The organism is Anatilimnocola aggregata (genome assembly GCF_007747655.1).
In the GTDB taxonomy this organism is placed as follows: domain Bacteria; phylum Planctomycetota; class Planctomycetia; order Pirellulales; family Pirellulaceae; genus Anatilimnocola; species Anatilimnocola aggregata.
Map to the genome: position 1 here is coordinate 5,131,796 of NZ_CP036274.1, position 14,259 is coordinate 5,146,054.

A 14,259-nucleotide genomic window follows, 5' to 3' on the forward strand; every position below is an offset into this window, starting at 1 on the left:
GATGTGGTACGACTTGCGACGCGTCATTTGGCAGGAGAGGGGCATTGTCTGAACGCAGCGCTACATCAAACTAGTCCAGCCTCACTCGGCAGTTGGGAAGTGCCGCGCGAAACGCAGCGAGCCCTTCGGGAGAAACGCGAGTTTTCGTGAGTTCAATTCCTTGCAGCGTTTTGCAACCATAGATCGGCGATAGGTCAGCAACGGGAGTGCCAGCCAGCGTTAAGCCTTCCAAGGGCATTCCTTGCAGTGGCGAGAGGTCGGTTGTCAGCAGTCCATTGCAACTTAGGTTGACGATCGGGATTCCCTTGAGCGGCGCTAGATCGGCGAGCTTCCAGCAATTGTTCAGGCTGAGGCTGGTGAGGGGCATTCCTTGCAGAGGGGAAATATCCGTTACCGGATTCGAGTTAAATATCAGCCTAGTGAGCTTCATCCCTTTGAGCGGCCCCAGGTCCGTAACCCGACTGTACCCAAAACTGAGTTCCGTCAGTTGCATTCCCCGTAAGGGACCAAGGTCCGATAGCTTGCCGTTGACGTACTTGACCGCTCCGCTCCCGCCACATTTCAGCCGCTTCAATCCCGCAAGGGCTCGCACCGGTGAAATGTCGGCAATCTGATCGGTATCGAAGTCGAGAGCGACCACGATTCCATTTTCGATCGTTCCTGTCGGCTGGCCGGTGTAGTCAGGATTCAGTTCGACGAGCTTCTTCTGAACTTCTTCGACCTGCTTCTGCGCGGGCAGTTTGGCAACGTCTTTTAACCACTGCTCGAAGGCTGGATTAAGGGAGCTGCTATTCGGTGGTGCAGCCGGTTTCTCAGGTAGTGGTTGGACATCGATGTGCGTCTTGGGAAGCGCAGCTTTCAGTTGTTCTACGCCCGCGCTGGTGATGCTGGTCCTGTTTAGGCGAAGCCTGCCAAGTTGCTTGAGTTGCGAGATGCCCGGCACGGCGCTGTCGTCTGTTCTTTTCCCGTACATGCCGAGATAGTGCAGCTTTGAGAGTTTCGCCAAATGCTTCCACTGGTCCTCCGTGTAGGTCAACTCGTCGGGAAGGGCCAGACTTTCTAATGTTGGAAATTGGTCGCCAATGACCTGCAGCACATCGCCAGTGAGGCGCCGGTAGCTCCCGCCATGGAACGTAATTTGTGTCAGCCCCTTAAACTTGCTTAGTGCTCCCAAGCCTGAGTTTGACACGTTGAAATTGTTGTTCATCCAGAAGGACTTTAGTGGAAGCGAAGCAGGAACCTGTTTCAGTTCCTCGTCGGTAACTTGTCCGACGAGACCGAGGCCATTCAAACTACTGAACTTGCTCAGGGTCTCAAGGTCGCCGGCCAGTAGCCGACTGGGATTGAAACTAAGGGTGGTGAGATGGGGATGTTGCTTGCCCAATTCCTCCAGGAACGCACGATCCACCAGAATGTCTGATATCAAAGTCTGCAACTGTGGAAACTGAAGTGCGGAACGGATGCCGGTAGCTGTCAGCTTCGTGTCGATGAGTTCCAGGCTACGGACTTTGGGAAGTGTCTTGAGCCGCAGGAACTGATCGTCGGTGAGTGGATGGACGTTGAAGGTCATCCACTCCAGTTCAGGTAGTCCATCAAGGATTGAAAAGTCCATGGGTGGAGTATTAACGCCGACAAACTTGAGGCCGACAAGGCGAAATTCTCCGCTCGGCAAATCGTCAAGCTTGCTGACTGCGATCGATGACGGACCCCCTTGTTTGACAAAGGCCGTTCCCGCGGCGCGAACCACTGCTTCAGCTGCGGCACGGTCACGTGAAAATGAAAGGGGAGTTACGCTGGCCGAGCGAACCCATTCCGCGCCCACGATCTTGCCGTGATGATTGTTGCTGGACGAATCCTTCAGCACGTCGCCAATCCCTTCATCGAAGTGGTACAAGGCAATCGTTTCTGCATCAGGAGTGAAATTAGCGTCCGGCAAGAAGTCGGCTGTGTAGCGGGCCGTCTTGGATATGCGAACTTCGTCGAGGATTCCGGCGAATGGAAACGCGTCTTTGCCGGTGCCATTCTGGCTGCCTAAGCGCGCTACAGCCAATATGGCTCGAACGGCGGGATTAGTGGGAATATTTCGCTTCAGCAACTTGCCATCCACAAACGTGGAAGCCTCGCGACCGTCCCAAACCCCCGCCAGGTGGACCCGCTTGCCAACAATGACGCTGTCGCGGGGCGTGGCATGCTTCATAGTGCCGTTCGTGGCACCCAATTCCATAGCCCAGTCGGCGGAACTTGATTGCCCCAGACTGGCACGCAACCGCCCACCAATGTGAATCATCGTCTGGTACTTAGTATCTCCTTCTCCAAGTCGGGCAGGTGTGACGTACATCTCAATGGTGTACGGGCCATCGTCATCGCGACCGAGCGTTGGAATCTCGACAAAATCATTCTCACCGTCGAATCGCAAAGCGAAGTCATTGTCAGCGTTAGCTACTGGCGGAACCGGGCCGGCTGGCACGCCAACTTTTCGTTTTGGCAGCCCGGACACAATGAACAAATCGCTGTCCTTGACTGCGGGATTCGCATCTCGTGAGAACACCAGCACTCCACGTTGAGGATTGTAGCGGGGGCTTCGACCGCGCAACTGCTCGCCGTCGATGTTCAGCGTTCGATAGGCACCGAAAGGTTCGTCGAGCGTTTTACGTTCGGCAATATACACCTCGGGATTGCGGTCCCCGCCGTGGCAGAAGCTGAGCGACAGTCCGTCCTCGCTGAGGAATGGCCACGTCAAAGCGTCCGTCAGGGTTGCGTCTGTTTTCAGCGGGAGGAGCTGAGGTTCTGACCAGGGCTTGTCGCGTGCGGTACGGCGGCAGATCACGAACTCCGTATCTTTCCCCGGGTAGGTTTCTGCTGTCCTCGCCCGCTGGAAGACCAGCGATAAACCATCGCCGCTTAGTGCCGGACTCTTCATTCCCTTTTGGGTTGCTAAAACGTCGATGAGGCGCGGTTTGCTCCAGGCGTCACTGCTGGTGGGGCGCGACATCTCGTATAGTTGCGAAGCTGGATCGTACTTTCCTGGGAGGACAACCGCATAGGTTTCGTCTAAGGTCGGCATGAAGTGCCGCCCGGCAACAACCGGCTGTTCCGAGTAGAGGTAATCGAAGCCCCGCTTGGTTGCTCGAATGGTCTGCGCGTTCTCCCCTGGCACTTCGCGAGTGAAGTAGAGTGTCAATCCGTCCGGGCTTTCCCAAGGCGCAGCTTCGTCCGAGCCGGCAGTGCTCACGCTTCGGAGCAGCTGCAGTTCTGGTTTTTGTACCCAAGGAAGGGGAACATAACGTTGTGGCGGTGGGATAGGAGTGGGGATATTGCCCAGCGTCCTGACCACGCGCAAGCCAATCATGTTTGTCGCTTGTATTGGATTGCCCTGAACCCGAGCCGCCGATCGCGCAGCCAATTCATGGTAGTACCAGCAGCCGCCACGCATGGCAGGCACGGGACCAGCGTCGACGTTCAGCGGGTTCTGCGTCGGCGCAGTGCGATACCAGTCATAACTGCACAAGTCGGCGCACCACTCGAACAGATTGCCGTGCATGTCGAACAGTCCGAATGGATTGGCGAGCTTGCTGGCCACCGGCAACACCTGCGCTTTGTTGCCAGCGACGCTACCATGCTGATCTATGTCGCGCGAATTATCACCAAAGGAAAAGAGCGTGGTGGTTCCGGCTCGGCAAGCATATTCCCATTCCGCTTCCGTCGGCAGCCGATAGCCATTTGCGGCAGGCTGAATCGACCAAGACGCGACATCACGTATCATGCCTCCGCTGGACTTTTCATACGCGGGCGTCAGTCCTTCTTGTGTACTCAGCCAATTGCAGAACGCCATAGCGTCGAACCAATCGACGCTCGACACCGGGTAGTCTGGTCCGGAGGGGCTTTCTTCCCGCCAGGTTTGGTTCGTGGTCCAATTCCGCTTCTCCTTGGCAGCTGGATCCTTCGCAAACAACTTCTCATCAGCAGTTTGATATTTGGCTGCATCGGCAAACTGGCGGAACTGCTCGTAGGTAACCTCCGTGGCACCGATGGCGAAGGGCCGCGAGATGCTGACCCGACGTTGCGGCAGCTCATTCAAATAATCGTTTGACAAGTCTCGCTGCTGGCGAAGTCCTGCTTGCACCGCCGCTTCCACTTGCTCGGGCGTACTCCCCATCAGGAACTCGCCCGGCGGAATGAGCACCATCTTTGCGCCCAAGGTGTTGGTCGTTTCGACTTTCGTTCCCAGATATCCGGCCCAGGCCGCTTGGTGAGCTTTCGCTTCGGCTGCGTTGAAAGGAGCTTTGGCGATTGCTGGTCGCAATTCAGTGCCGCGGATTTGCGGGATGTCTGCGCGCGGTGGCGGAATCTCCAGATTCCGCACGACTCGAAAGCCATGACCGCTAAAGCGTCCGTATGGCAGGTATTGGTAGCGAAAAGCACTGCGACACTGGGACGCGCTGCCGGCCCAGAGGCCGCCGCGGAGCACACGATTCGAGTCAGGATTGACTCTTTGCGGACCATCGGCACCTGGCGTTTCATACGACTTTTCGTCGTAGAAGTCTTGGCACCACTCGATCAAGTTGCCGTGCATATCGTGCAGGCCGAAGCTATTCGCTGGCTTGGTGCCGACGGCATGGGCTCGGCCGCCGGAGTTCGTGCTGAACCAACCGTATTGTTCCAACAAGGCGACGTCGTCGCCAAACGAATACGTTGTCGCCGTCCCCGCCCGGCACGCGTATTCCCACTCGGCTTCGGAAGGCAGGCGATAGCCGTTCTTGCCCGGCAAGAAATGCCACGTATTCACGTCCTGGCGATAGCAGGGTTCAAGGTTCTCTTGTTCCGAAAGCCAATTGCAGTACGCGACGGCCTCGTTCCAGACGATCTGAGAAACAGGCGAGTCATCGGCCACGGCATAGCCGGGGGCTCTCCAGTTTAGTCCTTTGTTCCCCTGATAAACCTTGTCGGTTAGCACTTTCTCCGTGGAGTTGCCAAAGCCATATTGCTCGGCCTCGGTGACGTACTTGATTGCTTCGACGAACTTGCGGAATTGGCCGATCGTCACTTCGGTCGCACTCAGCAAGAACGGTTTGGTGATGCCGACCTTATGTTGCGGTCGCTCGTTTTTCTGAATGCGATCTTTGGTCGGTTGGTCGGCTTTGATTTCTTCGGCCGCCTTCAATGCCGCTTCGACTTGTTCATCGGTGCTGCCCATCAGAAACTCGCCAGGCGGAATGAGAATCATCTTCGCGCCGACGCTATTGATCGTTTCAACTTTGGTTCCCAGATACTCGGCCCAGGCCGCTTGATGAGCTTTGGCTTCGGCTGCGGTGAAGGGAGCTTGGGCAGGTGGCGGTGCGATTGCGGCCGACGGTGGTGAAAAGCTACGAATCCGGAGATTGCGATACCAGACTGTGCCGTTGAAGCTCTGTAGGACGATGCGACCCTTCAGGACTTTGTCGTAGGTCGGTCGCTTCACGAAGGCGGGCATCTCGGCAATCCGCTGCTTCCACTTGTCGCTTTGCAACTCATAGCTGACGACAAGATTGCCATTCAGAAAGTGCTCAACCTGGTTGCCCCGGGCAACGATCCGGGAACTGTTCCACTCGCCCGCATTGTTGGTGTAATCTCGCAGGGCCGGATAAATGCTGTACAGGCTGCCACAGGCGGTATATTGGCTGCGGCCGTTGCGATGCCCCACGTTATCGACGATTTGATACTCGGCGGCAGCGGGAACCATTCCATCCGGACCTTCGTCACGCTGCTCGCCATTCCAGCGATAAAATACACCTCCGTTGGCGCCATCAGCCACTTTCCAATCGAGTTCCAGGTCGAAATTGTCGTATTCGGCGTCTGTCGCAATGCACGACTTGTTGCCCGGTCCGACAATCGCACCCTCTCCCACTGTCCACTCGGTCGGAACATCTGGCTGGCTTTGCCCGCGCCAGCCTGCGAAGGACTTGCCGTCAAAGAGGGGGACGAAGTCCGTGCCTGGTAACTGTGGCTTGCTGGCTGCACCAACTTTGGTCGGCTGGGGCTCAGGACCGTCGGGTTGCACGGTAACTGAGCCTCCTTCTGGCACCTTGAACCAGCCAGTGATCTTGCCATCTTTGTCCCGGATGATGACCGTTACTCCGAGCGCGATCAGCAGCAGCGCGCCAAAGCCGGCGGCAATCAAGGCGGTGCGAGTGGGCCCGCGGGGCGATCGAGGTTTCGGTTCTGCCTTCTCCTGGACAACGATGCTGGGGGATGATTGATCTCGGCGAAACTCCACCGTCGGCGACGTGAGCTGACTGTTCGTCTCGTGCGTGGCGTTGTTGATGCCATTCGCGTTGCCCGTAGGTATTGCGTGCGGGTCATCGATGGCCAGATCGAGTTTGCGCAGGGCCCTTTCTACCTCCGCCATCTTTTGAAAGCGGTCTTCCGGTTTCTTGGCCACCATCCGGACGAAGATCTGTTCGAGCTCTGGCGGGACGTCGGGCCGAATCGAATGAAGCGACGGGATGGGCTGCTGCTGATGTGCCATCAGCTTTTGCACCATGGTTTCGCCGTCGAACATGCTCTGCGCGGTCAGCAGCCGAAACAGCGTGCAACCCAGGCTGTAGATATCGGCGCGGGTATCGGCACTGCGGGTATTGAGCGCCTGCTCGGGGGCCATGTAATCGACGGTCCCCATCACTTCGCCCGATTGCGTCAGCCCGGCTGCCGTTGGGTCTTCGAACCGCGCGAGCCCCATATCGAGAATCTTGACGACTCCCTCTTTGTTGAGCAGCAAGTTCGCGGGCTTGATGTCGCGATGCACAATGCCCTTGGCATGCGCATAAGCCAAGCCGTGAGCCGCTTGGCGAGTGTATTCCACGGCCTGCGGAATCGAGAGCGAGCCCACTTCATTCACCAGTGAAGCGAGGTCCCGACCATCGACATACTCCATCACCAAAAAATGCGTACCGTCCGCGACATCCGCATCGTAAGCGTGTGCGATGTTGGGATGCGTGAGCTTCGCTGCCGCTTTCACTTCTTGTTGAAAGCGCCGCACCACTTCGGGTGTCTTTGTGATCGCCGGCGAAAGAACTTTGAGCGCCACGATCCGCTCCATTCTCTGATGCTCTGCCTTATAGACGGCTCCCATGCCGCCTTGCCCCAACTTCTCGAGCACGGTGTAGTTGCCGAGAACGCGAGTTTCGCCCTTTGGCGAAGCGGTCGTGCTTGGTGCAAGAGCGGACGAAATGAGTTCGGCGAACTCAGGACCGACGGCCAGATAATCCTCAGCAACCGGTGTTTCGCCTCGCTCGCGCCGATAGTCGCCGTCAAGGCTTATGAGCTCGCTGAAGAGCGCTGAGCGGTCTTCAGCACGTGCGCGAGCGAGATAGTCTCGCACTTCCGGCCGAGACCCAGCCCGCCACCGCTGCTCGAATTCATCGCACAATACGTCGATTCGCTGCTGCGCGGCCAGGGTAAGTTTGGGTTGTAGCTGTTCGGGCATGGCAGGTTCTCTTAATTCAATCTCAACTTTCGAGGTTTGCGCCCGACAGACCATCGAAAATTATTCGAGGGATGAAGGATTTTCGAATTGTGCCCAGAGCTCCCGGATCAAGCTGAGCTTTCGCTCAATCGTCCGGGTGCGCACGTCGAACTTCGCTGCAATCTCGTCGTTCGTATAGCCCTCTAGCTTCGCCAGCGCAATCCGCCGCAGCATGTCGTCGTTTAGACTTGCCAGTAGCTCTTCGAAATCTTCCCCGACCTGCTGGGCAAACTCGGGCGTCGGTTCACCTCCGACCACTTGATCGATCCCCGCCATCGGCTCGTCGTTAGCACCAATAAAAACCGATTCTCCCCGAATCTGTCCGCCGCCCCGCTTCTGCCGCTGATCGTGCTTGGCCTGATTGATCGCTTTGCGAGCGGTGAGCATGACTAAGACTTGCCACAAATCATCGCGGTCGTCGAGTTGCGGGAAGCGGCCGCCATTCACACCGCGGTAGAAGCTATCGAAAGCGTTAAGGACTACATCTTCCTCGTCTGCCATCCGTCGCGGTGCCGAACGGAGTTTTTGCGCGGCGAGACGCACCAGCCGTTCGTAATATCGCTCCCAGATTCGCCCGGCAGCGACAGATTCGCCAGCCTGTAGCTCTTGCAGCCAGAGGGTTACGCTGTTTTCAGTTGGCTGCCCGCTGGTCATCGTGTGAAACGGTCCCCTCGGCCAGACGTTGCCTAGCCAAAACATAAGACGAAAAACCGAGGGAATTGTAGTCTGTCAGAGGGGGGGCTCCAATAAGAAAACGGTTGCAGGTGAGTGACAAGTCCCAGCATGATTACCTAAATCGACGATCTTGTCTGATTGGATGCAGGGCACTTACCCCTCGTTTAGGCACAGTGCCAAACACCTCCTCGGTCCGAGTGACTGAAAGCGCAGACCATCGAATTACACTGGGTTTGACGCAGCGAATGATAGGAGTGCGTTTTTTTTGCACCCCGCCGGGACCGTTGGCCATCTGAAACTACAGTCGACTTCGGATGAGCTGTCGGACGACGTTGCACAATCGCATCCGAGAGCGCAGAGAATGCGCACCGCTGTTAACCGGATGCTCAAAAAGTTCGAAAAGGGTTGCGACCGCTTCGGACACCGATCGGGACTCGGAATCGGCAAGTACCGCTCTCACAATTACTTATGAAAATCGAAAAAGAGAGTACTGTCACGTAGAGGGTTGTGCACAGGGAGCTACTATTTCGGCCCTAACTTGGGCCGACCCAACGGTTAACGCGAAACGCCGGCCAGAGAGTTCTGCCGGCTTTTGTCGTTTACGCGTTGAACTGCAAGGAGTTACGGCGACTGCCGGACTCTCTCGGGCGTCCCTGTCGCGCTCTCTAACTTTGCCCCACGGCCGATTTCGCCGCCACTCTCCCGCTAACTCTCTCCGCTCTCTGTTTTCGCCCGAAATTTGGTTAACAGCCTCGTTCGGTTCGGGGTACTGGTCGGGACTCAGGTACTAACTAGAGAGCGCAGAGGTAACTTCGGAGTGTCGGTCGAATGGCACTTAGTTCTCTCTAACCTGTTTTGCCATAGCAAGTTTCACTTCATGTCTTGGCTTCATCAGCAAGTCGTACTTTTTGTTCCTCCGTTTCCTCAGGCGAGGCTCGAAGCGATCGGGGCGGTCGCCCACGCGTTGTGACACAATGGCATCGAGTAGTTGCTCGACGATACGCTTACGCGCCGCGGTGCTTTGTTGATCAGGTAGCAGCAAGAGAGATTGAAAGGCACTGAGCGTTTGCACTGTGCCCTTAAAACTGATGGTGCGAGGCTCAATTCGGTGCTGAATCGCCGCTTGCGCCATGATCGTTCGAATGAGGTTGTACGCCAGAATATGCGTCCAGATCTCCTTGCGGACCAGTTCTGGCGTCTTGCAGCGCAGGACGTCCATGTGCAGCGTGTCTTTTAGCGAACGCAGGTCGAGCTCGACGTTCCAGCGAGTACGATACAGCTTCCCTAAGTCGTCCGATGTTGTTTGCATCGGATCAAGTAATGTCGTCACGATGACAATCGACTTCGTGCGAAACCCAGGTTGCGCAACACGAATCAGACACTCGCGGATCGTGATAAACTCCGGCAGCGATTGGTAGGTTTCTCGATCCAGCGAGCGGATGGAAGACGGCTTCCTCCAGCTCACGATGTGGTCGTATCGACCCAATCGCTTGCCTCGCCGGAAATCAGCTTTACGGTTTGCTTTGTTCAAGCGAGCGACAAGTTCGAGCCCGCGCTGCTGCATCAAGAAGATGTTCGTCCAGTTGGCCATCAACCGATCCGTTAAGAGAACATCTCCAGGGCAAAGCACGTCCCATAGTTGTCGCAATAAGGTGACTTCACCTTGCCCTTTGCCGGCGTAGCGGCAGATGCCAAGCTCGATTACGGCGCCCGTTGCCAACGAGAAGAAGGCCGCAATGCGAGCGATGGGAAAACCAATGCCAGGCTGCTGCGTAGTGTTCTGTGGATAAGCCTTTTGATTCTCTGGAGTGTCCGGCATCGAAACGGTGGAACCGTCAAAGAGGTAGACACGACGCCCCTTCCAGTGCCACGAAGGATCGACACTGGCATCCAAGGCTGCACCTGCTCCACGCGCGAGTGTCGAGAAGAACTTTTCCGGTAGCCGCTTTCTCGCCTGGCAATAGGCGCCGGTTTCTGCCGAACACGGTCGCTCTCCTCGACAAACGCGATGCGCAATCAAACGAGCTACGGCCGCTCGGCAGGAGTGGTCAGCACTTAGCACTTGTGTCAGAAAGACCCAGAGTGTTACCAACGGCGGATATACGCGATCCAGCCAAACTCCCTGAATCGCTGTCAACGCTTGCGTTACGCTCTCATCGGAAAGCAACTTGCCGATTGGCAAATCCGGATCTTGGACAAATTGGTGACAAAGGAACTTTGCTTGCTGGCGAAACCTTCCGTGCCGGAACGAAACCATGATGGCCACCTTGCCAAGAGGAAGAGATAATAAACTCTTCTACGACGGCAGCAGGACTTTGGCTTATAGCTTTTCAGCGAAAAGACTTAGGGAAAAACTAAGTGCCATTCGAGTGTCGGTCCGAAGCGTCCGAGTTTAGGAAGTCACCCCTCAAATCTGTCTCGCTCTCTGCAAAGTGCATCAGCGATTTAATTCCCACTGTTTCAGCTGTTGCCGCTGTTCCAAACGGGCCGAGCCGGCGTCGACGCACTTCCCTTGCGACGACTTTTGTCTGGTGCTCGTGTGACTTGTGATCGAGTGCATGAAGAACCATGGCGGGCTACCCAAACGAGTAGCCCGCAGAGCCGGTCGTTGGCTATTTGCCGGGGCCTTTGCTCGCCGCTTCGGCCTGGGCCATCCGTTTGGCCATCTCCGCCTTCACAGCGTCGAGGTTGAAACTCGCGCCACGCTGCATCGGTGGGTAGTCAACGAAGGTCTGAAGTTCCTTGCCCATGACATCCTGAACAAAGACGAATCGCCAGAATTGGAACTTGAACCAATCGAAGTACTGCTGTGCGCCTTCCTTGGTTCCATTGTTGGGCCAGCCCAAGCGTTCGAAAGGATCAAGACGCAGATTCGTAATGTACGGTACGTCGGGATGGGTCTTCTCACCAAGCCAGCCGTGGGGCTGATCGATGAAGCGGTACTTGTAGTCATCAATACGCACCGCGCCGACAGTGCTCTCGCCGAGGTAGAAAATCTCGTGGCGATTCGACGGTCCTTTGCCGGTCAGTAAATTTGTTTGGTTGTAGCCGTCCAAATGGTTCTTGTAACTTCGGTCACCGATCTTTACTCCCTTCAATAGGTCGTCGGTGATAGCGGTGTTACCGGCAGCAGCGAGAAAAGTGGGGAACCAATCCAAGCCAGACATGAGGCCATTTTGCACTGTGTTGGGCGGAATCTTGCCGGGCCAACGGGCGATGCACGGTACGCGGAATCCGCCTTCCATCACCGTCCCTTTGCACTGGGCGAACGGTGTCGTGCCACCATCAGGCCAAGTGAAGCTTTCGGTGCCGTTGTCAGTAGTGAATACGACGATGGTGTTGTCTTCTTCGCCCATGTCCTTGAGCTTTTGCAGCACCAAACCGATATCGTTGTCGAGTTGGGCCATGCCTGCTTCCTGTTCGGACCAGCCATTCTCCGAGTTGCGCGTGGCTTCCCACTTCGGCGAAAGGTGCGTAACAATGTGCATGCGCGTGGGGTTAAGCCAGACGAAAAACGGCTTGTTCGCCGCCTTGGCCTTGTCCATGAAGTTAATTGCGAGGTCGCGGATCTCGTCGTCGACCGTTTCCATGCGCTTGGGATAAAGCGTTCCGGCGTCCTCAATCTTTTGTTTTCCGACCTTGCCCCAGCGAGGCATTTCGGTCGGGTCGTCCGTCTCCGTCGCCCAGCTGTGGACCATGTTGCGAGGTCCGACTTTGCTTAGCAGTGCTTGAGGGTAGTTGGGGTGGGCTGGGTCTTCCATCGCGTCCAAGTGATACAGATACCCGAAGAACTCGTCGAAGCCGTGGACAGTAGGTAAATACTCATTTCGATCACCAAGGTGATTCTTGCCAAATTGACCCGTGGCGTAACCTTGTGCTTTTAGCGCTGTGGCAATCGTGCATGCCTCGGCGGGAAGTCCAACCTTAGCTCCCGCTTGACCAACCGTTGTTAGACCGGTGCGGATCGGCAGTTGGCCAGTGATGAAGTTCGCGCGGCCGGCTGTGCAACTTGCTTCCGCGTAGTAATCAGTAAAGAGCATCCCTTGCTTGGCTAAGTTGTCGAGATTCGGCGTGCGTCCAGCCATCAAGCCGCGATGGTAGGCTCCAATGTTCCACATGCCGATATCATCACCCATGATAAAAAGGATGTTCGGCCTCTTGCTTGACGCAGATTGCTGAACTGGCCTGATGACCTGCGCGACTGCATCCGTAAATGCGCGATCCAACCGTGGTGATTCAACCGCGGGGCTAGACGCATATTGCGCCGCTTGGGCCTGCGGATTAGGCCGAAAATTCATCGACGCGGCTCCATAACCGAGCAGCCCACCGGCTGCCAGAATCAGGAGCAGCCACATACTCTTTGCTCTTAACATGGTTCTTTTTCTCCAATGAGGATGCAGAGCTAGGCGCGAGAATAGCTCTCTACAGGGAACGAGCTCCACTACTTCTCGAACGCAAACACACGCTTCCAATCCGCTTTCATGCTGATCACAGTCCAATTGCGTTCGTTTGCTTTGGCCAGCACGTCGGGCGAAAACGTACCAACTTTCGTGTCGGGCAATCCGCGCGCGGGTCCGTAGGCAAATTCGCGCAGTGCATCGTCGTGGAGCACGAGCAACTCGAATCGCGCGCCGCTGCCTCCTTGCGTGTATTCCAGCATCTCTTGATCGCCGCGAGAGTTGCCGAAGGCGGCGATCGGACGACGCCCAATGTGCCGGTTGATGCCTACCGGCTTGCCCCCTTGGTCGTCATTGAAATTCAGTTCCGGCAGGCGGACCAACACCGGCTTGCCGTCGCGCATCTCAAACTTCGTTTTGATGCTGCTGCCAACGACCTGCTCGGGTGCGATACCGTAGACCTGCTCCGTCCATGTACGCATGAATTCGATGCCGCCGCCAGAGACGATGAAGGTCTTGAAGCCATTTGCCCGCAGGTAGTCCAGCAATTCGAGCATCGGCTGATAAACCATTTCGGTGTAGGGCTTGCCAGTCTTCGGATGCTTCGCGGTGGCGATCCACTCCTTCACGATCTGCTCAAATTCAACGGTGGTCATGCCGGAATGTGTCGCCATGAGGAGTTCCAGAACCGCCCGTTCCCCGCCGGCTGCAGCGGTTTTCAATTCACCTTTGAGCAGCGAGGCGAATGGTTCCTGGGTCTTCCACTCGGGGTGCTGCGGCGCGAGCATCTTCACGCGGTCGAGCGCGAAATACAGTTGCACGGGCAACGGCTGTTCGCACCAAAGCGTTCCGTCGTTGTCGAACACAGCGATGCGTTCAGGAACAGGTACAAAATCGGGCGAGCCGGGTGTGGTGACTTTCTCGACGAACTCAACAATCGAGTGCTTTGCCTTGCCATCGTTCCAAGAGCGTAACGGATCGATGTTCGCGCCAATATCGCCCCCCGAAATAACGAGGACGTTGGGAAGTTTGCTTTGAGCCTCCGCTGCCGATGACAGGAGAACCAATCCAAAGGCCAAAACAAAATACCCAAATCTCATTCCGAGTTCCTCTCGTTCGAACAGGAGATGCGCCTTCACCGGCGTTAACAGGCGTCCGGAGGTAGCACATTGTGTACCGTTCTTAGCCGGTCGTCGCGAGCTGCAAAGAGAGCATGTTTGATGGCACGGCCCATGAAAAAAAGCTTGCTCGTGCTGGACATTCCGCACACCCACTGACCGATTCCGCACACTTTACTCAGATGTGAACGTGCGTCACTGCACGTCGGTCACATCCGTCGACGCACCTTGGCGAGCGTTGCTCGATCATAACTTTCTGCGTTAATCCCGAACTTCACGAATTCGGTCGCGTCATCCAATAGGTTGAAGATATGGGCGAACTCGATAATACGCTGATCATCTACATCGTCGGTGACATCGGTACCAGCCCCGAACGGCAAGATCAACAAGCTGACCGTCAAACTTGGTCCGTCGCAGTCAGCGCCGAAGGATCAGAAGGCCGTTCAAGAGAAAGCCGCCCGGGCCAACGACTAGTGCGGGGGCGGGTTCTCGGTCAAATGCGGTTGCCGCGTTGAAAATGGCTCGCGGCAACCGCCTTCTGTCGTGTCGTGAGCCTGCGAAGATGTGC

General features: G+C 56.4%; 6 protein-coding genes. 1 reads left to right on the plus strand and 5 read right to left on the minus strand.

Annotated elements, in window-relative coordinates; genetic code table 11:
* Positions 1 to 70: 70 nt before the first annotated feature.
* The 5 genes from ETAA8_RS19090 to ETAA8_RS19110 form a co-directional block, all read right to left on the minus strand.
* On the minus strand, positions 71 to 7,462 hold the full coding sequence (locus ETAA8_RS19090; RefSeq protein WP_202921087.1) for an SUMF1/EgtB/PvdO family nonheme iron enzyme: 7,392 nt from the start codon (positions 7,460 to 7,462) through the stop codon (positions 71 to 73).
* Positions 7,463 to 7,522: 60 nt separating this feature from the next.
* Complete coding sequence (locus ETAA8_RS19095; protein ID WP_202921088.1) at positions 7,523 to 8,200, minus strand: ECF-type sigma factor; 678 nt, start codon at positions 8,198 to 8,200, stop codon at positions 7,523 to 7,525.
* Positions 8,201 to 9,011: 811 nt separating this feature from the next.
* Positions 9,012 to 10,433 carry an IS4 family transposase gene (locus tag ETAA8_RS19100; protein ID WP_145086486.1) on the minus strand — a complete coding sequence of 474 codons (1,422 nt, stop codon included), beginning with the start codon at positions 10,431 to 10,433 and terminating at the stop codon, positions 9,012 to 9,014.
* Between the two features lie 355 nt (positions 10,434 to 10,788).
* Positions 10,789 to 12,531 (minus strand): arylsulfatase, encoded by a 1,743-nt coding sequence (locus ETAA8_RS19105; RefSeq protein ID WP_202921089.1) that lies wholly within the window; start codon positions 12,529 to 12,531, stop codon positions 10,789 to 10,791.
* An 86-nt stretch (positions 12,532 to 12,617) separates the two neighbouring features.
* Complete coding sequence (locus tag ETAA8_RS19110; protein WP_145091865.1) at positions 12,618 to 13,673, minus strand: HAD family hydrolase; 1,056 nt, start codon at positions 13,671 to 13,673, stop codon at positions 12,618 to 12,620.
* A 369-nt stretch (positions 13,674 to 14,042) separates the two neighbouring features.
* On the opposite strand from ETAA8_RS19110, the gene ETAA8_RS35630 reads away from it, so the two are divergent.
* Positions 14,043 to 14,165, plus strand: a complete 123-nt coding sequence (locus ETAA8_RS35630; RefSeq protein WP_261343567.1) for a hypothetical protein — start codon at positions 14,043 to 14,045, stop codon at positions 14,163 to 14,165.
* Positions 14,166 to 14,259: the final 94 nt, after the last annotated feature.

What these genes read in the sequence shown, in the direction of transcription:
- ETAA8_RS19090 (WP_202921087.1), bottom strand. Translation starts at nt 7,462, where the DNA reads ATGCCCGAACAGCTACAACCCAAACTTACCCTGGCCGCGCAGCAGCGA.
- ETAA8_RS19095 (WP_202921088.1), bottom strand. Translation starts at nt 8,200, where the DNA reads ATGTTTTGGCTAGGCAACGTCTGGCCGAGGGGACCGTTTCACACGATG.
- ETAA8_RS19100 (WP_145086486.1), bottom strand. Translation starts at nt 10,433, where the DNA reads ATGGTTTCGTTCCGGCACGGAAGGTTTCGCCAGCAAGCAAAGTTCCTT.
- ETAA8_RS19105 (WP_202921089.1), bottom strand. Translation starts at nt 12,531, where the DNA reads ATGTGGCTGCTCCTGATTCTGGCAGCCGGTGGGCTGCTCGGTTATGGA.
- ETAA8_RS19110 (WP_145091865.1), bottom strand. Translation starts at nt 13,673, where the DNA reads ATGAGATTTGGGTATTTTGTTTTGGCCTTTGGATTGGTTCTCCTGTCA.